Below are 21,289 nucleotides of genomic sequence, written 5' to 3' on the forward strand. Positions count from 1 at the left end.
CATTAGGCTATTGCTCAGAGCTCAGTGTGCGTGTTTGCATTCCCCCAGTAATCGGTCACTATTTCCTTAAGGGGGGAATCCGATGCCACGTCTGTCTTTGCCCGCCCGCTTCGCAGCAAGTCTGTTGATGCTGGCGGGTTTCCTCGCCGTCGTCGTACCCGCGGATGCCGCGGTTCCGGACCGCAAGGGCTGGGCCTTGTGGAACCAGACCTCGGGAGCCGTCGTACCGAGCGGCACCTGGCCCGGCGGCAGCACCGTCGTACCGACTGCTTTCGGTCGGTACCAGGTCAAGCTGACCGGGCAGGGTGCACCTCAGGGTGTCGTCCACGTGACCGCGATCAACAACGCGCCGCACTGGTGCCAGGCCGACAACTGGGGCGTCTCCGGGGCTGACGAGATCATCAACGTCAGCTGCTACCGCGCCGGCGGCGCACTGGACGTCTCGAGCTTCAGTGTCTTCTTCGTCCGCGCCTCCGGCGGGCCCGCGCCCGGTCCGTACGGGTACGTCGACTCGGGTGCGGGTGGCGGAACCATCAGCCAGTACAACTCGACCGGCGCCGGCAACACGTCGACCAACCTCGGCGTCGGCCAGTACCAGGTGAAGTTCCCGAACCTCGTCGCCGGCGGAACCCTCGACGGCAGCCTCCAGGCCACCGCGGTCAACCCCCAGCAAGGCGCCCGCTGCAAGATCCGCAACTGGGTCTCCAGCGGTGCCGGCCAAGACGTCAACGTCCTCTGCTTCAACGCCGCCGGTGCGTTGCTGAACACCCGCTTCACCCTGACCTACCAGTACAAGGTCTCCCTGTACGGCGCCGCCATCCCACCCAAGTACTACGGCTACTTCCTCAACCAGCCGCCCGCCGGCCCACCCTCCACCAACCTCAACTCGGTGCTGGGCCTGGGCGCCAACACCATCATCTCCGCCGGCCCCGGCCTCTCGATGGTCACCTTCCCTCGTATTGCCTTCCCGCAAAACACGGTCCAGGTCACCGCCTACGGCTCCAACTCCAACTTCTGCGGCCTCAACACCTTCTGGACCAACAGCACCTCAGGCCCGGATTTGATCGTCCGAGACGTCAACTGCTTCACCAACGCCGGCGCCCCGGTCAACACCGGCTTCACAGTCAGCGCCAACTCCATCCTCTGAGCACCCGGGGCCCACGCCCCACCAGGCGTGGGCCCGCGGGGTCAGCTACCGCACGCCTGTCCAGACGATGCGGTCGGCGAAGGCGCCGTTGGTCTGGGCTTTGTCGTGGCGGATCTTGTCCAGGTGGTCGGATGACGTGCCCAGGTCCGCGGCTAGGGCGTAGACGACTTCGAGGATGTCGGCGAGTTCTACTACGGCGTCGTCTTCGGTGGCGGCGAGGAACTCGGTGACTTCTTCGGTGAGTTTGGTGCGGAGGCGGTTGCGGAACTCGGCGGGGTCCGCGGTGTAGTACGTCGGGTCTTCGCCGTGGGAGCGGATGATGTCGGGGATGCGGTCGCGGACCAGCTTGCTGGTGTTCGTCACTTGGGCAGGATGGCAGCCGCCGGGGACAGTTTGTTCGGGCGAGAGCGGACCGCCCCCACTCACCAACCTTCGCGAGACCTGCGCCAAGACGCTCAGCCGCGGGCCGGAGGCAGCCGCCGACGGCACTTGGTGAGTGGCGCAGGTCCGCCTTCACTCCAGGCCGGCGGCTTTCAGGAGCAGGTCTCGTACGGCGGTGGCCGCGACCGGGCCTTCGCCGACCAGATCGGGGTCGGTGCTGAGGAGGACTGGGCCGTCTTCGGGGTCGGCGGGGAGGCGGCCGTGGGAGCCTCGGACGGGGGAAGGATCGAGAGGGACGACTTGCATGGTGTAGCGGAAGCCCAGCTTCTTGCGGAGGAGGTAGGAGGCGGCGCGGGGTTTGACGAGCGGGTCCGCGGGGTCGAAGAAGAGCTCGGCGGGGTCGTAGCCGGGTTTGCGGTGGATCTCGACGGCGCGGGCGAAGTCGGGGGCGCGAGCGTCGTCCAGCCAGTAGTAGTAGGTGAACCACGCGTCGGGCTCGGCGACGACTACCAGTTCACCGGCGCGCTCGTGGTCGAGTCCATACTGTTTCTTGCCCTCGGCATCTAGTACTTCGGAGACACCGGCCAACCCGGACAAGAGCTTCGCAACGGCGTCGATGTCGGCGGAGTCGCGCACATACACATGGGCAACCTGATGATCAGCAACGGCGAACGCCCGCGAAGCCCACGGATCCAGGTACTCCATGCCGTCCTGCGTATGTACCTCCAGCAACCCCTCACGACGCAGCAACCGGTTGACGTCGACCGGCCGACTCACATCCGTGATCCCGTACTCCGACAGTACGACGACCGTCGCATCCCGCGCCGCCGCATCGTCAAGCAGCGGAGCCAGTACGCCGTCCAGTTCGATCGCAGCCCGAGTCGCCTCGACGGACGAGGCGCCGTACCGCTGCAGGTCGTAGTCCAGATGCGGCACATAGGTCAGCAGCAGATCCGGCGAATCCGACGCGAGGATGTCTCGCGCCGCGTCGACGATCCACTGACTGGACTTCATGCTCGCCGTCGGACCCCAGTAGTGGAACAGCGGGAAGTCACCCAACCGCGACGTCAACCGGTCGTGCAACGCCACCGGCCGCGTGTAGCAGTCCGGCGCCTTGCGCCCGTCGGCGTAGTAGATCGGCCGCGGCGTCACCAGCAGATCGGTCTCGGCGCCCATCGCGTACCACCAGCAGACGTTCGCCACCTTGTACGACGGGTTGCTGCGGCGGGCGATGTCCCACACCTTCTCGCCCTGGATGAGCCGGTTGTGCTGCCGCCACAGGAAGACCTCGCCGAGATCCCGGAAGTACCACCCGTTCCCGACGATCCCGTGCTCGGACGGCATCGCGCCGGTCAGGAACGTCGCCTGTGCCGAGCAGGTGACCGCGGGCAACACCGTCTCCAGATTCCTTGTCAACGGCAACGAACGCAGCCGCGGCATCTTCCGCAGCAGCCGCGGCGTCAACCCGACGACGTCGATCACCACTACCTGCCGGGTCATAGCGTCTCCAAACCAAGAGCAGTGATCCGCGACCGCAACCAGGCGAGCTCGCCGGCGATCCCCTCGGCAAGCTCGGCCGTATCGCGAGGCGAGGACGGAAGCACCGACCACGTATAGGTCTCCGACTCCAGATGCTGCGTCCGCGGATGAGCACCACCCACCAGCTCAGCCAACGACTCCTCCAGTACGTCGGTCGTGCTGCTCAACGGCGGTCGCGGCGCAGCATGCACCGGCACATGGAAATGCACCCGCCAGGCATCGGCGCCTGCCAGCTGATCGAGCTCATCCAGGTTGTCGATTCCACGACCACCTCGCTCCCGCGTCTGATGCAGGAACTTCGGTTCGGCGAACTCCGCCAGCAACCGCCGCGCCTCGGCATCGCCCGGGTCGGCCACGTGCAGAGCCGCCGACACCTGGCTCTTCACCACCGGCACTCCGGCGCGATCGAGATCAGCGAACGCCGACGCGGGTTCCTCGAACTGCACGGCGAGATGACACGTGTCGAGGCACAACCCGATCCGGCCGCCCGCGGCGTACGGGCTGAGCCACTCCGCACCCTGCGGGACCAGCTCGATCACACAGCCGGGCTCGGGTTCGAACGCGACGCGGATCCGTCGGCCGGTCGACTCCTCGGTGCGCGCCAGATGCATCTCCAGCCGACTCACCGCGGCTCGCGCCAGCGTGTCCTGATCGGCCGACCACGGCGTTCGCCAGGCCAGCGGCAACGTCGAGATCGAGCCATACGCGGCATCCGCCGGCAGCAACCGCGCCAGTACGTCGACCAGGTTGCGCGTGTAATGGAGTCGCTCGGGCTGCGTCCAGTCGGGCAGGTACACCTTCTTCCCGACCACCTCGTCGTGGAACCCGGCGTACGGGAAGCCGTTCAGTGTCACGACCTCCAGGCCGTTGCGCAGCAAGGCTTGCTGCAGCCGATGCAGCGCGTCGGACGAGTTCGCGAGTTGCTCGGCGAGTTGGTGCGCGAGCCAGAGCCCGACCCCGAGCACCGGTACGTCGAGCTCCTTCCGCACCAGCGCGGAACAGCCGTCGAGCTGTGCGATCACGCCGTCGAGATCCTCGGCCGGATGGACGTTCGTGCAGTACGCGAGGTGGACGAGCGAGCCGTCGGGATGCCGGAACCTCATGCCGGTGCTCCCCGCAGAATCGAGTTGCCGGCATAGGTCTCGGCCTGGTCGATCGCGCTCAGATCAAGGCGACCCGACTGGCTGTAGAAGGCGACCGGGTTCCGCCAGAGCACCTGGTCGACGTCGTCGTCGGTGAAGCCCGCGGCGAGCATCGCCTGGCCGGTCGCGTAGGTGCGCAGCGGATCGGAGCGACCCCAATCGGCGGCCGAATTCACCAGCACCCGCTCGAGCCCGAACCGCTGCAGGATCGCGACCATCCGGTCCGGGTCCATCTTCGTGTCCGGGTAGATCGAGAAGCCCATCCAGCAGCCCGAGTTCGCGACCTCTTCGACCGTCACCTCGTTCAGGTGGTCCACCACGACATGCTCGGGCGCTATCCCGGACTCGCGCACCACGGCGAGCGTTCGCGTCGTACCGGTTGCTTTGTCGCGGTGTGGCGTGTGCACGAGCGCGGGCAGACCGAACCGGACGGCGAGCTCGAGCTGGTGAGCGAACACCTCGTCCTCGGCCGGGGTCATCGAGTCGTAGCCAACCTCGCCGACCGCGACCACACCGTCCTTGGCCAGGTACCGCGGCAGCACCTCGAGGATCTCGCGGCAGCGCGGGTCGTTCGCCTCTTTCGGATTCAGGGCGATCGTGCAGTGGTGCTTGATCCCGTACTGCGCGGCCCGGAACGGCTCCCAGCCGATCAGGCCGTCGAAGTAGTCGACGAACGACGCGGCGCTGGTCCGCGGCTGACCGAGCCAGAAGGCCGGTTCGACCACGGCCTGGACGCCGTGCGCGGCCATCGCCGCGTAGTCGTCGGTGGTCCGGGACGTCATGTGGATATGCGGGTCGAAGATGCGCATCGGTCGAGTTACCTCTCGCTCGAATGGTTGAGGTACGGCGTCAGATCGGCGGGGACGGCGCGGCCCGCGGCCCTCCTCTCGGCCGCGAAGTCGGACATCATCCGGATCAGCTCGGCGTCCACCCGGTCCGGCAGGCCGTCGACCTCGGCCAGCGGGATTCCGGCGAAGACGCATTTCAGGACCGCCTGCCGAAAACTTGCCATCGGCAACTTCTCGGTGGCGTACGGCGATCCGAGGGCGGCGGTGATGAGCCGCGGATCGTTGGTGCGGATCGCGTCGTCGAGGAGGCCGACACCCTGTGCGCTCATGGTGGCGGCGACCTCGTCCAACGCGAGGGCTTTCAGGACGGCGCGCTTCTCGGCAGCATCGCCGTACCGGTAGAGGTCGGTGATCTCGGCAGCGCTCGCGGTCGCGAGCAGGACGGCCCGGGCGGCCTCGTCGGTGGTCCAGCCGTTGCCGAGCAGTTCGCGACCGACGATCCGGCCGACGGCCGGAAACACCTCGGCCAGCGGCCGGTCGCGGAGCGCGGAGACGTCAACGGAAAGGTCGGCGGCCTTCATCGCTGGGCCTCTTGGAGGAAGCGGATCGAGTCGCGTGCGACGGTCGGCGCGGCGTGGGAGTGCCGGGGGAGTTCGACGGCGACGAGACCGTGGTAGCCGATCTCGCGGAGGGCGTCGAAGACCGGTGGGAAGTCGACCTCGCCGGTCCCGAACTCGAGGTGTTCGTGCACGCCTCGGCACATGTCGTCGATCTGTACATTCACCAGGTACGGCGCTCCGGTGCGGATGCAGTCGGGTGGTGACTGCGGCTCGTTGCAGACCAGGTGGCCGATGTCGAGCGTCAGCCCGAGGGCGTCGCTTCCCACCTCGGCGCGGAGCTTGAGATAGCCGGCCAGGTCGTCGACGAGCATCCCCGGCTCCGGTTCGAATCCGAGTCGCACGCCGCGGTCGGCGGCGTACCCGGCGAGGTGTTGGCAGCCGGCGACGAGCCGCTGCCAGCCGACGGCCGGTTCCACGTCGGGTGGCAGGATGCCGGACCAGAACGAGACCGCCTCAGCGCCGAGGTCGGCGGAGATCTGGATCGCGCGCTGCAGCAGGTCGATCCGCTGCTCGGCGCCGTCGGTGTGCAGGAGCGTTGGTGCGTGCTTGCGGAACGGGTCGAGTACGTAGCGAGCGCCGGTCTCGATCACCACGCTCAACCGATGCCGCTCCAGCAACCGCCCGACCTCGGCCGTCCGCTCGCGCAGTCCTGGCTCGAACGGGTCCAGGTGGTTGTGGTCGAGCGTCAGTGCGACCCCGTCGTACCCGAGGTCGGCGATCACGCTCAGCGCGTCGGCCAGCCGGTGATTCGCGAACCCGTTGGTCCCATAACCGAGTCTCATGTCGACGACACCCGCTTCGCCAACGCCTTCACCAGCGGAAACGCCAACGCCAACCCGGCTCCCAATCGAGGCGCTCCCGCCCGAGCCACCCAAGCCGCCTGCAGCGGAACCAGCCCGTGGATGCCAGCCCCCACAGCACTCCGCACCCGCGAAGCATCGGGCTCACGAGCCGCAGCCAGCTGAGCCGGGGCCACCCCACGCGCAAACCACCCCGCAAGGCCAATTGCAGTAGCCCAAGCGAGACGGCTGTTGAGTGGACGAGAGGCGAGCGCGCCGATGGTGGGGGTGTGGGTCGGAGAGGAGAGCGCGCAGCCGATAGCTCGGGTGGGGGCATGGGCGATCGCCACCCGAGCAGCCGCGCTGGCGGGCACGCCCCAACCCATTGCACCTGCTCGGGGAGTTGCGGCGGCGAGGGCCAGCGCGGTGGTAGTTGCGAGGCTGGCTCGGGCGGGGGTCGGCGTACCGCCGTGGACTTCGCCTCGCGACAGCGTGGTGACGCCGAGGATGTGGGCGCCGACGGCTAGTGCGGGAGCGAGCGCTCGGCGGCGTTCGGCACCGGCGCCGACCAGTACGTCGAGCGCCCGGGCGGACGCCATCACGGCGGGACCGGCGATCGTGTTCTTGGCGACGACGTCGTACGTCCAGGCGGTGGCGGCGAGTGCGGTGGACGTGGCCAGCGTGGACTTGCCGCCGCTGAGTGCGGACAGCATCAGCCCGCCCACGGTCAGACCGGCCGCGAGGTTGAACGCGGTCTGCGCGGGCACGCGTCCGGACGGGATCGGTCGCTCCGGCCGCTCGACCGCATCGAGCTCGCGGTCGGCCCAGTCGTTCAACGCCATCCCGGCCCAGTAGATGCAGATCGACGAAGCCGACAACCCCACCAAGCGCCCGACCCGCAGATCCCCAACTGCAGCAGCCCCCGCCAACACATCCCCAGGCACGGTCAACCCAGCCGGCGCCCGCACCAGCTCCACCAGCGCCCTCAACACGATGCCGCCCACCCGCGACCGAACCCACCGTGCGCCCGCGACTGAACCCACTCGGCGCCCGCCACCGAAGCCACTGTGCAACTCGCCGTACGGCGCCAGCGAGTGGAAGCACCGTGTCGCCGGCAATCGATGTCCGACGACACACTCCGCGCACTCAAGCGCGAGCCGCAGACTGGCGCCACTCGCGGCGGCGCGACTGAAGTCACTCGCGGGGTCACGACTGGACCCACTCGACGAGGGCGTCGTACTGGGTGGTGAGGGCGTGTTCCGTGGAGTCGATGGGGTCTTTGAAGTAGAAGCCGAGGAACGGCATCGCGCCGACGTGGCCGCGTTCCAGGGCGAGGGCCGACAGGCGGGCGAGGTCGAGTACTAGCGGAGCGGCGAGGGCGGAGTCGCAGCCTTGCCAGGTGAACTGCAGGGTCATGCGTACGCCGAGAAAGCCGGAGAACAGAATGTGGTCCCAGGCCGTCTTCCAGTCGCCGAGGGGATCGACGTAGTCGATGTGGACCTGACCGGCCACATCCGGGCCGAGCATGTCGGTGAGACCGCGTTCCTTCGAGACGTTCTTCGACTCGGCTGCGCGCGGATCGGCGAGGGTGGCGCCGTCGCCGCCGCCGAGGAGGTTGGTTCCGGACCAGGCGTGCACGGGCAGCGCGCGAGCGGTGAACATCGGCGCGAGCACGCTCTTCACCAGCGTCTCGCCGGTCTTCGCATCCTGACCGCCGAACGGCAGTCCGCGCTCGACTGCCCAGTCCCGGATCACCTGCGGCCGGATCGACGTCGACGGCGTGAAGTCGACGAACGACGCACCCGCCTCGAACGCCGCCAGCGCCGCGACACAACTCGCCGGCAACGGATTCCCGCTCCGCAGCGCTGCTCGCAGCTCGGCCACGTCGTCGTACAAGACCTCGTACGGCGGCTCGGTCGACGCGACGTTGATCGCGACGACCTGCGACAGCGAGTGCCGGTCCCGGAACGCCTGAATGTCGGCGGCCGTCTGAGAGATCAGCTCCGCCTGGGTGGCAGCGACCGGGAGGACCACCAGGTTCCCCTCGGCCGCGGCCAGTTCCACGGCGATCAGCCCGTCGAGCCCGGGGGGAAGAACCCCGCCCGCGACGAGCCGCTCGACTTGTTTGGCGAGGGGCGTGTCGGTGACGTCGTGACCGCCGAAGACCAGGCTCTCGATCGGAACCAGGCCGGCATCGCGGAACGCGGGTCCGGCGGTGACGACCCCGGCCGGCGGCGCGCCGTGAGCGAGCGCGGCGGCACCGGCGACGGTCGTGGTCGCGACCGATCCCCGGGCTCCGAACAACCAGACACCAACACGTGGACGCATGGAAGCTCCTCACGCCACGGACGGTGATGGACGGCGAACTATCCGTGGCAGCGGCACTCTAAGGTCCACGAATGCTTCCTGGGAAGCGCTTGTCTCGACTTTGTTGGGTCAACCGCCGAAGTCGAGTGAGGCGGCGGCGGCGCGGTCGGCCGACGGCGGTACGCCGAACATCCGGCGGTACTCGCGGCTGAACTGCGACAGCGAGTGGTAGCCGACGTCGTGGCCGATCCGGGCGACTTCGGTCCGGGTCGACAGCAGCGCGAACCGGGCTCGCTGCAGACGGAGCGCCTTCTGGTACTGCAACGGGCTCAGCTGGGTCACCGCCCGGAAGTGCCGGTTGAGCGTGGAGACACCGACCCCGACACGGGCTGCGAGTTCGTCGATCCGGAGCGGCTGGTCCACGTTCTCCTGGATCCAGCGCACGGCCGCCGCGACGAGCGTCGTACCGGACTCGGTGTCGCCGAGCTGCCGCACCAGCGACTGCTGCGAACCGGTCAGCAGCCACCAATGGATCTCGCGGATGATGCCCGGCGCCAGCACCTGGTAGTCGGCCGGTCGACGATGCAGCCGGAGCAGGCGGGTGATCGCATCGAGCAAGTACTCCTCGGCCGTGCTGACCGCGAGCCCCGGCGCCGAGCGTGCGGCAAACCGCCGAAACTCGCCCGGCCCCTCCAGCAGCAGTTCGGCGATCAGCGGCGCCCGCAGCGGCATCCCGAAACCGACGAACGGCTTCTCGTCCGACGCTTCGGTGATGCGGCCGATCAGCGGCAGGTCGACCGTCACGACGAGGAACTGTCCGGCCGCGTAGTCGTAGGACTGGCCTGCGAGCAACGACTGCTTCGCACCCTGCAGTACGACGGCGACCGTCGGCGTCGTGGTCGAGCCCATCGGCTCGGTGGTCCGCGACAGCTGGGCGAGCGTCATCCCATCGACGTCGATGATTCGGTCCGGGGCACCCGTCATCGACAGCACGAGATCCCGCAGCGAAGTCAGCGCGTCCATCTCGCCAGTAAACCTCGCTTTGCCCGATCGCCGCCGTACCGAGCGGATCGGGCAAGAAGCCGGGCGGATCGGTCTACCCGCCGCGGTGGCTGCGGCGAAGACTCGAAGACATGACCACTTTGGATTCCTATCGCACCGTCCCCGGCTCGGGACTACGGATCAGCCCGGCGACACTGGGCACGATGACGTTCGGCGAGGACCACGGCTGGGGTGCCTCGGTCGCCGACTCGGAGCGGATGCTCACCGAGTACGTCGAGGCCGGCGGCAACTCGATCGACACCGCGAACATCTACACCAACGGCCACTCCGAAGTCATCATCGGCGACTGGCTCACCAGCCGCCCCGGTCTGCGCGACCGGCTCGTCCTGGCCTCGAAGTTCTTCGTCAACCTGCACCCTGGGGACCCGAACGGCGGCGGCGCCGGCCGGAAGGCGATCCTGCATCAGGTCGAGGATTCGCTGCGCCGGCTGCGCACCGACTACCTGGACCTCTACTGGCTGCACAACTTCGACCCGGCCACTCCGCGCGAGGAGACCTTGCGTGCACTCGACGACCTGGTCACCGCCGGCAAGATCCGGTACGTCGGTTTCTCCGACGTACCGGCGTGGGCGACCACCGAGGCGATCGTGCTGGCCCGGGTGCACGGCTGGGCACCGGTGATCGCGATCCAGGCGGAGTACTCGCTGCTCGAGCGGACCGCGGAAGGTGAGCTGCTGCCGATGGCCCGGTCGCTCGGCGCCGGCGTGCTGCCATGGTCGCCGCTCAAGGGCGGCTGGCTGTCCGGCAAGTTCCGGACCGGCGCGAGTGAGCCCGAGGACACGATCCGGAGCCGGGACCTCCGGCCGCCGGCGTCGGCGTACCCGGTGCTGGACGCTGTGCACGCCGTGGCCGAAGAGCTGGGGACGACACCGGCCGAGGTGGCACTCGCCTGGGTGCGCGGGACGCCGGGCGTGACCTCGACGATCCTCGGTGCGCGGCGGCCCGAACAACTGCGGGCGAACCTGCGATCCCTGACGGTCGAACTGCCGGCCGAGGCGCGCGCCCGGCTCGACGACGTCTCCACCCCGCAGCTGAATTTCCCAGCCGCCAACAATGCGCAACTCGCACCCATGCTGCAATACGCCGGGGCGACCGTCGACGAGGTCGCGCATTCCGTCTATCCGTCGTTGATTGCCGCCGAGCGGTACTGATTCTCATTCGAGGGTTTGAAAAGGCACCGAAATCATCGGGATTTCCCCCATGCCCCGGACGGGAAATCGATGGTTCACTGAGGCTCGCGGTGGGCCCGCCGTTTCCTGCAGTTGCCGCCCAACGAAGAGGGGAAACCGTCATGGAGAAGGTCGAGACGAAGCCGGAGCCGCGCAAGATCATGGTGCGCCGGCTGGAGAAGCTGGAGACCACCGCGATCATCGTGACCGATCCGGGCTGCCGTAACGAGCTCTGCGGCTAGTCGTCAGCTGATCAGGACCGGGACGTGGGCGACCGCGTCCCGGTTCGCGGTTGAAGGGGAGGGCTCGGATGGAGCGACCGCGGATCAAGGGGATCCACAAACCGACGCGGCTGACGCCGACGCTGGTGACGGTGGGCGGCCGGCAACAGGGGATCGGCGCCGAGATCGACGACGAGGACGGCATGGTCTGGCGGCTGCTCGGCCTGATGGACGGAAGCCGAACGCGGGTTGAGATCGTCGAGGCATTGTGTGCCGAGGGCAACGACCTGACGGAGGCCGAAGCGGCCGAAGCACTGCAGGCCATCATCGACGCCGGGTACGTCGAGGACGCCGCCGCACCACCGCCGGACAGTCTGAGTCCGGAGGAGATCGAGCGCTACGACCGCGCGCTCACCTACTACGCCTGGGTCGACCTCACCCCGCGCCCGTCCCGGTACGACGTACAAGCGCGGCTGAAGGCGAGCAAGGTCGTCGTACTGGGTCTTGGTGGCACCGGATCGGCGGTCGCCGCGTCGCTCGTCGCGGCCGGGGTCGGTGCGGTGCATTGCGCCGACTTCGACGTGATCGAGGCCGGTAACCTGACCCGCCAGCTGCTCTACACCGAGGACGATCTGGGCAAGCCGAAGATCCCCGTCGCAGTCGAGCGTTTGAGCAAGATCAACAGACATGCGGTGGTCACCGGCGAGGAGCTCAAGGTCGATTCGGCCGACGCCGTGGCGTACCTGATGGACCAGGCCGATCTGATGATTCTGTGCGCGGATCAACCGATGCACACGATTCGCGAGTGGACCAATGAGGCCGCGCTGCGCACCAGGACGCCGTGGATGCTCGCCCAGTACGCCGGTCCGATGGCCGTCGTCGGACTGTTCGTCCCGGGCGAGACCTGCTGTCCGGACTGCCTGCCGAGCGTCCGCGACCGGCTCCGCGATCAGTACGGGCAAGAGCCTGAGGACCTGTTCCCGTTCACCGGGCACGCGGTGATCGCGCCGACCGCGAACCTGACCGGGCACCTCGCCGCGCTCGACGCGGTCTACCACCTCGGTGGAATCCCGACCACGACGCGCGGCCTGATGTTCCACCTCAGCCTGACCGATCTGACCTACCACTACACCGTCCGCCCGACCCCAGGCGTCACGTGCCCGACCTGCGGGTGGACATGAGCCTCGCGCACGTCGTTGTCCGGAAAGAGGGCGAGGACGAGTACGTCGTCGGCGATCCGGCCAGCGGCAACTTCGTCGTCGTACCGGAGCTTGGTGCCCGCCTGGTCGAGCTGTTCGTCGCTGGCCGCAGCGCCGAGGAGGCGGCCGCGCAGCTCCATCGGGAGACCGGTGAGGTGATCGACGCGGCCGACTTCCTCGAGGTACTGCGCGAGGCCGGCATCACGCGAACCGCGGAGGAGTCGCGGCACTGGTCGGTCTCCCGCATTCCGGCCCGCTGGGTGCGGCCGTTGTTCGGGCCGATCGCCTGGACCCTGTACGCCGCTTGCCTGGCCGTGACGCTGGTGATGTTCGTGATCGAGCCGTCGCTGCGGCCGACGTACGAGGACACGTTCGTCTTTCCCGACATCGTGCTGAGTCTGCTGGTCACCAATGTCGTCGTGATCGCGCTGACCTTCCTGCACGAGAGCTGGCACGCGTTCGCGGGCGCGGCTGTCGGCGTACCGTCCCGGCTTCGGCTGGAGCGCCGCGGCATCTTTCCAGTCCTCGAAACCGATCTGTCGGGTCTGTGGGCGCTGCCGCCGGCCAAACGCTACGGCCCGTTCCTGGCCGGGATGGCGATCGACAGCGTCGTCCTGTTCTTCGCGGTCGCGCCGCGCTACGCCTGGTCGCGCGGCTGGATCGACCTGCCGCCGATGCTGATCCGCATCCTCGCGATGGTGGTGCTCAGCCAGGTCGCCAAGCTCGCCTTCCAGACCCTCGCCTACCTCCGCACCGACATGTACCTCGTGATGGCCACGGCCACCGGCTGCGGCAACCTGCACCAGGTCACCCGGCTGTCGCTCAAACGGCTGGTACGCCGCCTCACCCCGGCCGAGCAGAACGTCCTGACCACGGCCCACGACCGCGATCTCCGGGTAGCGCGCTGGTACCGGCTGCTCTATCTCACCGGGCTGATCTGGATGGTCTGGTTCACCGTCCACTTCCTGCTGCCGAGCGCGAAAGTTACGTTCGGCTGGGCGTTCGGCGTACTGCTGCAGGCCCCACCGCTCAGCCTCTACTGGTGCGAAGGCCTTGTTTTGCTGGCCTTCACCTCGCTGAACGTCTTCCTGCCCCTGGGCGTTGCGATCCGCAACCGGAGAAGGGCCACCGCATGAAGAAGCGCGTCGGTCTCGCTGTCGGCATCCTCGTCACGACCCTCAGCGTCCTCACCATGTCCAGCTTCGCCTTCGGCGTCCTGCTCGGCCAGTTCAACGACCGTGTCGCTCTGCCCTGCGCCGAGGTCCCCGGCACCCCGCAGCCCTTCGAAGGCAATCGCCACCTCGCCTACCAGAACGCCCCGCACGATCCCTATCGCACGAGCCCACCCACCTCAGGACCGCACTCGCCTCGGGTCGTGATCCCCGGCATCTACCGGGCTCCCATCCCACCCGAACTCCAGGTACACATCCTCGAACACGGCCACGTCCTCCTCCAGTACGCCGCCTCCACGTCGCCCGCCGAGATCGACCGCCTGGAACGCATCGGCCGCCGTCATCCCCGCGACGTGGTTGTTGCCCCGTACCCCGATCTCCGCTCCGGCATCGCCCTCACCGGCTGGCAACGCCTCGAGAAACTCGATGCCGTCGACAACGACCGGATCGAGTCCTTCGTCACGAAGGTTGCCGGCCGCTACAACCACGGATGGCGCGACAACGCCACCGAGTGCCTCACCCCGTGAGCGTTACCATCCCGGCGCCACCAGTGCGGCCCAGACCAGGAGCGGGCCGACGACGACCACGATCACGCTGTAGGTCAGGATCTGCTGGTAGTACACGGGTTCCGCGATCGTATCCGGGCGGTTCGCGAGCATCAGGGCGCCGTTCGTGGAGAACGGGCTGACGTCGACGATGGTCGAGGCGACCGCGAGCGCGGCGACGAACAGACCGGCGTTCAGATGGCCGTGCGCGATCAGCGGCAGCGCGATCGGGATGATGACCGGCAGCAGCGCGGTCGACGACGCGAACGCCGAGACCACACCGCCGACGTAGCAGAGCACGAGCGCACCGATCACGGCCGCGCCGAGCCCGGCCGCCCACTTGCCGACGAACTCCGGCGAACCCGCCTCGGTCAGGATCGCGGCGTACGTGCTGACCCCGGCGACCAGCAGGACGGTCGGCCACGCAACCTGCTTGGCGGCGTCCTTGTTCTTGGCCGGCGAGAGGATCGCGAGGATGACGGCGGCGGTGATCGCGACGAAGCCGATGTTCTTGTCGAAGGCCAGCGCCACCACCGCGACGCCGAGGAAGGCGATCAGCGTCAGAATCTGGTCGCGGCGCGCGCCCCGCGGCTCGTCATCGGTGGCTTCCGGCAGCTCGATCTGATCGGCCCGCTGGGCGAGCAGCTTCCGCCCGCCGAAGACGACGTACAGGATGGCGGCCATCACCAGGTTGACCGCCAGGCTGGAGAAGAAGACGGTCAGCTCGCTGTTCGGGAGGCCGTTGTCGGCCATCACCGAGTTTGTGATCGTGCCGTAGATGCTGATCGGCGAGAACCCGCCGCCTTGGGCGCCATGCACGACGAACATGCCCATCATCAGCGGGTTGATCTTGTACCGCGCCGCGAAGCCGAGGGCGATCGGGCCGATGATCGCGCAGGCCGCCGGGCTGGCCGCGCCGATCGCGGTCAGTACGGCGGTGACGGCGAACATCACCCACGGGATCAGCGCGACCCGCCCGCGGACCGCTCGGACCGCGCCCGCGACGATCAGGTCGACGGTGCCGTTGTTCTTCGCTATCCCGAACAGGAAGGTGACGCCGATCAGGGTGAGGACCAGGTCCCCGCTGATCCCGGCGAGGATCTCCTTCTCCGACAGGTGCAGCGAGTACATGCCGACGAGCCACGCGGCGACGTACGCCAGCGCGCCCATGTTGATCGGCAGGACAGTTCCCACGACGAACAGCGCGATCAGCGCGAGGATCGCAACCCACTCAGGTCCCATGGGGTCAATAGAGTAGTGCGCATGAACCTGCCTTCGGCGGAGCAGATCGCGGTGGTCGCGACCGGATTCGGTGCGGGCATTCTGACGACGACGGTGGGGGTCGCGTCGTTGCTGAGTTTCCCGGTACTGATCGCGTTGGGCGTTCCGCCGGTGGTCGCGAACGTCTCGAACACGATCGGGTTGCTGCCGGGGTCGATGTCGGGTTCCGTCGGCTACCGCCGCGAGCTGCGGGAGGTACCGCGGCCGATCACGATCGCGGTGGTGGTGCTGTGTGCGATCGGCTCGATCGGCGGCGTGGTGCTGCTGCTCGCGCTACCGCCCGGCGTCTTCGCGGCCCTGGCACCCTGGCTGATCCTGTTCACCTGCCTGATTGTCGGTGCCCAGCCGCGGATCTCCCGCTGGCTGCGGGAACGCAGCGACCAGCCACACGTTCTGCGCACGTCGATGTCCCCGGCAACCTACGTCTTCACCGCCCTCACCGGCGTGTACGGCGGCTACTTCGGGGCCGGCGCCGGCGTCATGATGATGGCCGTCCTCGGGCTCGGTCTCGACCTGGAGCTCCGCGTGGTCAACGGCCTCAAAACGCTGTCCCTGCTGGCCGCCAATATCGTCGCAGGGGCGATCTTCGTCGTGATCGCCGATGTCGACTGGACCGCAGCCGCACTGCTCGCGGTCGGCTCGATCATCGGCGGCTACGTCGGCGCCCACATCGGCCGCCGGATCCCCGGCGGTCTGCTCCGCGCTCTGATCGTGATCGCGGGCGTGGCGGCCGCCGTCCTGATGCTGACCTAGACGAACTGGACGAACGGGATCGCGAACAGGACCCCGCAGATGATGCCGTTGATCCACTTGTGGCTGAACAGGATCGCGGCGAACTCACGGATCGTTGCCGTCGGCCAGTAGTAGCGCGCAGTCGGCGAGCCGACCACCTGGCCGTTGACCTTCACCTTGCGGGCGGTCAGTGCGGCGCGGAACGCGTGGAAGTTGTTGGTGACGATCAGGCACCGGTACTTCGGCACCAGGGCGACCATCAGTTCGCGGCTGAAGGTCAGGTTCTGCGTGGTCGAGGTCGACCGATCCTCGCGCAGGACCCGATCCGCAGGCACCCCGCGCTCGATCAGGTACGTCGCCATCGCGTGCGACTCCGGGATGTCCTCACCGGGGCCTTGACCGCCCGACGTGATGATGATCGGGTCCCGGCCCTTGCGGACGGCGCGGTCGTAGATGAGCTTGCCGCGATCGAGCCGGCTGGCCAGCAGCGGCGGGACGCGGGATCCGCGCAGCCCCGAACCGAGCACGACCACGAAGTCGATCTTCCGCGACGACCGGACCCGGCTGTAGACGAACGCGTAGATCAAAAAACACACGAACAGGAACGAGACATAGGTCAGTACGCCGATGATCGACGTCCGCAACGCGGCCAGCAGCGGCCAGTTGAGCTGCTGCACGGCGAGCCCGAAGATCACCAGGCCGAAGATGCCGAGCCCGGCCGCCAGTGACAGCAGGTTCTTCGGCCGCCGGCCCTCGCGGCGCAGCATCGTGACCCCGTTGACGACGAGGAAGACGGCCAGCACGGCGATCGTCAACGGAATCAGGAAGATGATCCCGTAGGCGAGCAGTTCGGCCAGATCACGGCTCACCGACGCGACGGCGAAGAGCGCGCCGAGGCCGGCGAACATCAGGGCCAGCACCAGGAAGATGCTGTTGCGGAAGAGCCGCCGGTCGTACAGGAAGCTCGCCAGGAAGATCAGGAACCAGAACCCGGCGATCGAGAAGCAGATGGTCATCGGGCGCCATCCAACCATCGGATGGCGCCCGGTCACGTCACGCCAGGCTGGTCAGTGACGAAATCGATGCCTTGTGGAGATGGGTGATCACGTTCTTGGTCTTCGGGTCCGAGCGGTACGGGTAGGACCCGGACTCGAACACCAGGTACGCGCGGCCGCCGAACTCCGTGATGCCCTCGGACATGCTCGGGGCCCGGAAGCAGGACAGCTTCGCCTTGTCCAGATCGGTCTGGCCGCGGCGGACGACGTACAGGTTGCTGAGCTTGTCGCGCCCGTACGACGTGCTGTAGATGAAGTGCGACTTGGTGACGAGCAGGCCCTGGGTCTTGGTGGGGATCTCCCACGCACGGTTGACCGTGACGAGCGTGCCGTTGCTCTTGATCTTGTACTCGTACATCTTGTCGCGGCCCTTGTCGTTGAACTTGCCCGACCAGAGCGAGTCGCCGTAGCTGGTCAGGAACGACGCGCCGTAGACCTTGCGCTCCGAGCCGACCGCCTTGACGTACGGCGTACCGGCCTTCTTCATCGCGGCCGCGAGAGTGGACAGCTTGTACTTGCGGATGCCGTTGGTGCTGCCCTGGACGAAGGCCCAGCCCATCGACGTGGTGATGCCGCCGCCGTGGGTCTCGGCGATCGCGACGTCGCCGACGACCTTGTTGGTGGCCGGGTCGATGCCGACGATCAGCGACTGCTTGCCCGTGTGGTACATCGTCACCAGCAGCAGGTTCTTCTTGCCGGACCAGTTCCACCAGGTGCCGATGCCCTGCGGCACGTAGGAGCCCAGCTTCGGCAGCGCGGCGCTGTTGCTGAACCGGCTGTCGTACTTCGTCGAGGCAGCCGGGCCGTCGTAGTTGAAGCTACCGCCACCGGTCTTGGTGTCGCAGCTGATCGCGCGGGTCGCGGCCGCGGTCGCGGTGCTCGCGTTGGTCGCGGCCTGCGAGGCCTCCGGGCCGGTCAGGGCGACGGTGGTGGCGGTGCCGGCGGCGAGCAGGCCGGCCAGTCCGAGGCTGAGCGCGACCCGGCGACGGGTCATGTCGAAACGCAAGATGATTCCTCTCCAAGGGACGATTCCCCGACCTTAACGTCGAGGGGTGTGAAAGAGTCGGCTGGGATCGGTACGACGGAAAGGGACGCACCGTGGTTGCAAACTGGGCCGGAAATGTTGAATTCGCCAGCGTGCTCGAACGACCACGATCCGTGGCCGAACTGCAGGAGCTGGTGGCGCGGTCGGAGAAGGTCCGGGTGCTCGGCACCGGGCATTCGTTCAACCGGATCGCCGACAGCAGCGGCACGCTGGTCACGGTCGCGGACCTGCCGAAGGTGCTCGAGATCGGTACGTCGGGCGCGACCGTCTCGGCCGGCCTGCGGTACGGCGAGATCGTCCCGGCCCTGCAGGCCCGGGGCCTCGCGCTGCACAACCTCGGCTCGCTGCCGCACATCTCGGTCGCCGGCGCCTGCGCGACCGGGACCCACGGGTCCGGCGACACGAACCGGCCGCTGGCCGACGCCGTCTACGCGATCAAGTTCATCGACGCCTCTGGTGAGCTGGTCACGCTGACCCGCGACGATCCGGACTTCAACGGCGCGGTCGTCGCGCTGGGCGCGCTCGGCGTGGTCGTCAGCCTCACGCTCAACGTCGAGCGGTCGTACCAGATCAGCCAGGTCGTGTACGACGGACTGCCGGTCCAGCGGCTGCAGTCGGACTTCGACAAGGTGATGGGCAGCGCCTACAGCGTGAGCGCGTTCACCGACTGGGTCGATCCCGGCGTGATGGTCTGGCGGAAGCAGAAGACACCGCAGTTCGCGCCGGAATGGCTCGGCGCGAAGGTTGCCGACGGCCCCCGACACCCGATCAAGGGGATGCCGGCCGACTACGCGACGGAGCAGGGCGGCGTACCGGGTCCGTGGAACGAGCGGCTACCGCACTTCCGGCTGGAGTTCACGCCGAGCAACGGGGACGAACTGCAGTCCGAGTACTTCGTCCCGCGTCGGCGCGCCGGTGAGGCGGTCGAGGTGTTGCGGGCCCTGGGCAAGCAGTTCACCGAGATCATCCAGGTGTCGGAGGTGCGCACCATCGCCGCGGACGACCTGTGGCTGAGCCCCAGCCAGGGCCGGGACACGGTCGCGCTGCACTTCACCTGGGTCCAGGACGAGGCCGCCGTACGGCCGGTGCTGGAGAAGCTGGAGGAAGCTCTCGCGCCGCTCGACGCCCGCCCGCACTGGGGCAAGGTCTTCGCCGCCGACGCCGCGACCCTTGCGCAGCGCTACCCGAAGGTGCGGGACTTCATCGCCCTCGCCAACCGGTACGACCCGGAGGGCAAGTTCCGCAACGAGTACCTGGACAAGTACCTGCCTCAGTGAGCGTCGCGAGGGTCGCCTTCGAGGGTTGTAGTGAGTGTCCAGAGGAGATTGCGGAGCTGGCGGCGGTCCTCGGCGGAGAGGTCGGCCAGAGCGCGGTTGCCGGCTCGGTCGTAGATGTCCTGGACGGTCCGGGCGAGCTCGGTGCCGTGGTCGGTGAGCTCGATGGCGACCTGGCGGGCGTCGGTGGTGTTCTTGACGCGGCGTACGAGGCCGGCGGCCGCCATCCGCTGGGTGGTTTTGGTGGCGGTCGGGACCTCGACGTCGAGGACCTTCGCGAGCTTCGCCACCGGGAGCGAGCCGTGGTGCAGGAGCTTCGCCAGCACCAGCTCCTGCCCGGTGTGCAGGCCGGTGCCGACCAGTTCGGTCGCGATTGCCTTCCGCGCCGCCCGGTCGGCGAAACGGAGGGCGATCAGTACGTCGCGCGGGCCGGCCGGTGAGTCGACCGGCCAGGCATCCTCGGTCATACGTGGCTCCGTGGGGCGAACGGGTTGCCGGAGGTGATGTCGCCGACGTACTGGGTGGGGATGGCGGCTTCGCCGCGGCTGAGCTGGCTGGCGAAGCGCGGGAGCTCGTCGCGAACCTTCAGGTGGTGGGCCTGGGACTCGGCGGGCGTGGTGCGGCCGACGATCTCGCCGCCCTTGACCAGCGGTCGCAGCAGCTCGCGGTCGTCACCGTCGTCCTCGGGCAGGCCGCCGACGCCGATCAGCTCGGCTTCGGCGACGCCTTGGGCGTTCCGGCGGCGCAGCGCCCACTTGCGGCCGCCGATCGAGATCTTGTCCGGGCTCTTCTTAGCCACCGGCTGCAGCTCGCCGCTCGCGTCCTCACGCGCCACCAGCTTGTAGACGAATCCGCAGGTCGGGTAGCCCGAGCCCGTGACGAGCGACGTACCGACTCCGTAGCCGTCGACCGGTGCGGGGGCGAGCGCGGCGATCTGGAACTCGTCCAGGTCGGAGGTGACGATGATTCGGGTCTTGGTGGCGCCGAGCGCGTCGAGCTGTTCGCGGACCTGACCGGCCAGCGACGGCAGGTCGCCGGAGTCCAGCCGGACGGCGCCCAGCTCCGGGCCGGTGAGCTCGATCGCGGTCCGAACCGCCTCGGCGACGTCGTACGTGTCGACGAGCAGGGTGGTGTTCTTGCCGAGGGCATCCACCTGGGAGGTGAACGCCTCCTTCTCGGTGTCGTGCAGCAGCGTGAACGAGTGCGCCGACGTACCGGCGCTGGGGATGCCGTAGCGGCGGGCCGCCTCCAGGTTGGAGGTGGTCGCGAACCCCGCGATGTACGCCGCCAGCGCGGACGCGACCGCGGCCTCCTCGTGGGTGCGGCGGGAGCCCATCTCGATACACGGGCGGCCGCCGGCCCACCAGGTCATCCGGGACGCCGCCGAGGCGACCGCGGAGTCGTGGTTCAGGATCGAGAGGAAGACGGTTTCCAGCAGCACCGCCTCCGCGAAACTCGACTCCACGACCAGGACCGGGGAGCCCGGGAAGAAGATTTCGCCGTCGGCGTAGCCGGAGATGTCCCCGGTGAAGCGGTAGTCGGCGAGCCAGTCGGAGGTAACCTGGTCGACAACACCCCGATCGGCCAGGAAGGCGATCACCTGCTCGTCGAAACGGAACTGCTCGAGCGCGTCGAGCAGCCGGTTCACCCCGGCGACGACGCCGTAGCGGCGGCCGTCGGGCAGCCGGCGGGCGAAGAGCTCGAAGACCGAGCGGCGCTGCGCCGTGCCGTCGGCCAGGCTGGCCTGCAGCATGGTCAGCTCGTAGTGGTCGGTCAGGAGCGCGGTCGAGGTGTTCACAAGGGCAGCCTATTGCGAGACACGATCCGATAG

21 protein-coding genes are annotated in these 21,289 nt (G+C 68.3%); 7 read left to right on the forward strand and 14 right to left on the reverse strand.

All coding sequences use genetic code 11. The features are described from left to right. Positions 1-82 precede the first annotated feature (82 nt). Positions 83-1,147 (forward strand): hypothetical protein, encoded by a 1,065-nt coding sequence (locus ABZS29_RS15635; RefSeq protein ID WP_355462338.1) that lies wholly within the window; start codon positions 83-85, stop codon positions 1,145-1,147. 45 nt (positions 1,148-1,192) lie between these two features. On the opposite strand, the gene ABZS29_RS15640 is transcribed toward ABZS29_RS15635, so the two are convergent. The 9 genes from ABZS29_RS15640 to ABZS29_RS15680 all read right to left on the reverse strand — a co-directional run bounded on the left by ABZS29_RS15640 (position 1,193) and on the right by ABZS29_RS15680 (position 9,726). Continuing rightward, positions 1,193-1,510 carry a nucleoside triphosphate pyrophosphohydrolase gene (locus ABZS29_RS15640; RefSeq protein WP_355462339.1) on the reverse strand — a complete coding sequence of 106 codons (318 nt, stop codon included), beginning with the start codon at positions 1,508-1,510 and terminating at the stop codon, positions 1,193-1,195. Positions 1,511-1,660: 150 nt separating this feature from the next. Next, a complete protein-coding gene (locus ABZS29_RS15645; protein ID WP_355462341.1) occupies positions 1,661-3,028 on the reverse strand; it encodes a nucleotide pyrophosphatase/phosphodiesterase family protein in 1,368 nt (455 codons plus the stop codon). Next, positions 3,025-4,170, reverse strand: a complete 1,146-nt coding sequence (gene eboE, locus ABZS29_RS15650) for a metabolite traffic protein EboE (protein ID WP_355462342.1) — start codon at positions 4,168-4,170, stop codon at positions 3,025-3,027. The genes ABZS29_RS15645 and eboE overlap by 4 nt, the downstream gene beginning before the upstream one ends. Further along, positions 4,167-5,018, reverse strand: a complete 852-nt coding sequence (locus ABZS29_RS15655) for a TatD family hydrolase (protein WP_355462344.1) — start codon at positions 5,016-5,018, stop codon at positions 4,167-4,169. Before ABZS29_RS15655 ends, eboE begins: the two co-directional genes overlap by 4 nt. An 8-nt stretch (positions 5,019-5,026) precedes the next feature. Beyond that, positions 5,027-5,578, reverse strand: a complete 552-nt coding sequence (locus ABZS29_RS15660) for an EboA domain-containing protein (protein ID WP_355462346.1) — start codon at positions 5,576-5,578, stop codon at positions 5,027-5,029. Continuing rightward, positions 5,575-6,399, reverse strand: a complete 825-nt coding sequence (locus ABZS29_RS15665) for a sugar phosphate isomerase/epimerase family protein (protein ID WP_355462347.1) — start codon at positions 6,397-6,399, stop codon at positions 5,575-5,577. The genes ABZS29_RS15660 and ABZS29_RS15665 overlap by 4 nt, the downstream gene beginning before the upstream one ends. Continuing rightward, positions 6,396-7,388: an SCO3242 family prenyltransferase gene (locus ABZS29_RS15670; RefSeq protein ID WP_355462349.1), complete on the reverse strand. Its 993-nt coding sequence runs from the start codon at positions 7,386-7,388 to the stop codon at positions 6,396-6,398. Before ABZS29_RS15670 ends, ABZS29_RS15665 begins: the two co-directional genes overlap by 4 nt. A 214-nt stretch (positions 7,389-7,602) precedes the next feature. After that, positions 7,603-8,724 (reverse strand): inositol-3-phosphate synthase, encoded by a 1,122-nt coding sequence (locus tag ABZS29_RS15675; RefSeq protein ID WP_355462350.1) that lies wholly within the window; start codon positions 8,722-8,724, stop codon positions 7,603-7,605. Positions 8,725-8,832: 108 nt separating this feature from the next. After that, positions 8,833-9,726: an AraC family transcriptional regulator gene (locus tag ABZS29_RS15680; RefSeq protein WP_355462352.1), complete on the reverse strand. Its 894-nt coding sequence runs from the start codon at positions 9,724-9,726 to the stop codon at positions 8,833-8,835. Between the two features lie 110 nt (positions 9,727-9,836). Here ABZS29_RS15680 and ABZS29_RS15685 point away from each other — a divergent pair, with 110 nt between their 5' ends. The 4 genes from ABZS29_RS15685 (at position 9,837) to ABZS29_RS15700 (ending at position 14,053) form a co-directional block, all read left to right on the forward strand. After that, a complete protein-coding gene (locus ABZS29_RS15685; RefSeq protein WP_355462354.1) occupies positions 9,837-10,916 on the forward strand; it encodes an aldo/keto reductase in 1,080 nt (359 codons plus the stop codon). Between the two features lie 328 nt (positions 10,917-11,244). Next, on the forward strand, positions 11,245-12,336 hold the full coding sequence (locus tag ABZS29_RS15690; protein ID WP_355462356.1) for a ThiF family adenylyltransferase: 1,092 nt from the start codon (positions 11,245-11,247) through the stop codon (positions 12,334-12,336). Next, the gene (locus ABZS29_RS15695; protein WP_355462357.1) at positions 12,333-13,490 is read left to right on the forward strand and encodes a hypothetical protein; all 1,158 of its coding nucleotides are present in this window, start codon (positions 12,333-12,335) and stop codon (positions 13,488-13,490) included. The genes ABZS29_RS15690 and ABZS29_RS15695 overlap by 4 nt, the downstream gene beginning before the upstream one ends. Further along, positions 13,487-14,053: a DUF3105 domain-containing protein gene (locus tag ABZS29_RS15700; protein WP_355462359.1), complete on the forward strand. Its 567-nt coding sequence runs from the start codon at positions 13,487-13,489 to the stop codon at positions 14,051-14,053. Before ABZS29_RS15695 ends, ABZS29_RS15700 begins: the two co-directional genes overlap by 4 nt. A 3-nt stretch (positions 14,054-14,056) precedes the next feature. Here the strand turns inward: ABZS29_RS15700 and ABZS29_RS15705 are convergent, their stop codons facing one another. Then, complete coding sequence (locus ABZS29_RS15705; RefSeq protein ID WP_355462361.1) at positions 14,057-15,313, reverse strand: SLC13 family permease; 1,257 nt, start codon at positions 15,311-15,313, stop codon at positions 14,057-14,059. A 21-nt stretch (positions 15,314-15,334) separates the two neighbouring features. Here ABZS29_RS15705 and ABZS29_RS15710 point away from each other — a divergent pair, with 21 nt between their 5' ends. Then, positions 15,335-16,105 carry a sulfite exporter TauE/SafE family protein gene (locus tag ABZS29_RS15710; protein ID WP_355462363.1) on the forward strand — a complete coding sequence of 257 codons (771 nt, stop codon included), beginning with the start codon at positions 15,335-15,337 and terminating at the stop codon, positions 16,103-16,105. Here ABZS29_RS15710 and ABZS29_RS15715 read toward each other — a convergent pair. Together ABZS29_RS15715 and ABZS29_RS15720 are read right to left on the reverse strand one after the other, a co-directional pair. Further along, positions 16,102-17,100 (reverse strand): YdcF family protein, encoded by a 999-nt coding sequence (locus ABZS29_RS15715; RefSeq protein ID WP_355462365.1) that lies wholly within the window; start codon positions 17,098-17,100, stop codon positions 16,102-16,104. The two genes, ABZS29_RS15710 and ABZS29_RS15715, sit on opposite strands and share 4 nt — an antisense overlap. 37 nt (positions 17,101-17,137) lie before the next feature. Then, positions 17,138-18,133, reverse strand: a complete 996-nt coding sequence (locus tag ABZS29_RS15720; RefSeq protein WP_355462367.1) for a hypothetical protein — start codon at positions 18,131-18,133, stop codon at positions 17,138-17,140. 143 nt (positions 18,134-18,276) lie between these two features. On the opposite strand from ABZS29_RS15720, the gene ABZS29_RS15725 reads away from it, so the two are divergent. Continuing rightward, on the forward strand, positions 18,277-19,461 hold the full coding sequence (locus ABZS29_RS15725) for a D-arabinono-1,4-lactone oxidase (RefSeq protein WP_355462369.1): 1,185 nt from the start codon (positions 18,277-18,279) through the stop codon (positions 19,459-19,461). On the opposite strand, the gene ABZS29_RS15730 is transcribed toward ABZS29_RS15725, so the two are convergent. Together ABZS29_RS15730 and ABZS29_RS15735 are read right to left on the reverse strand one after the other, a co-directional pair. Next, on the reverse strand, positions 19,455-19,925 hold the full coding sequence (locus tag ABZS29_RS15730; RefSeq protein WP_355462371.1) for a MarR family transcriptional regulator: 471 nt from the start codon (positions 19,923-19,925) through the stop codon (positions 19,455-19,457). The genes ABZS29_RS15725 and ABZS29_RS15730 overlap by 7 nt on opposite strands. Beyond that, on the reverse strand, positions 19,922-21,256 hold the full coding sequence (locus tag ABZS29_RS15735; protein ID WP_355462373.1) for a nicotinate phosphoribosyltransferase: 1,335 nt from the start codon (positions 21,254-21,256) through the stop codon (positions 19,922-19,924). The genes ABZS29_RS15730 and ABZS29_RS15735 overlap by 4 nt, the downstream gene beginning before the upstream one ends. Between the last annotated feature and the right edge of the window lie 33 nt (positions 21,257-21,289).

The sequence above is a fragment of the Kribbella sp. NPDC005582 genome, assembly GCF_040605415.1.
Taxonomy (GTDB): Bacteria; Actinomycetota; Actinomycetes; order Propionibacteriales; family Kribbellaceae; genus Kribbella.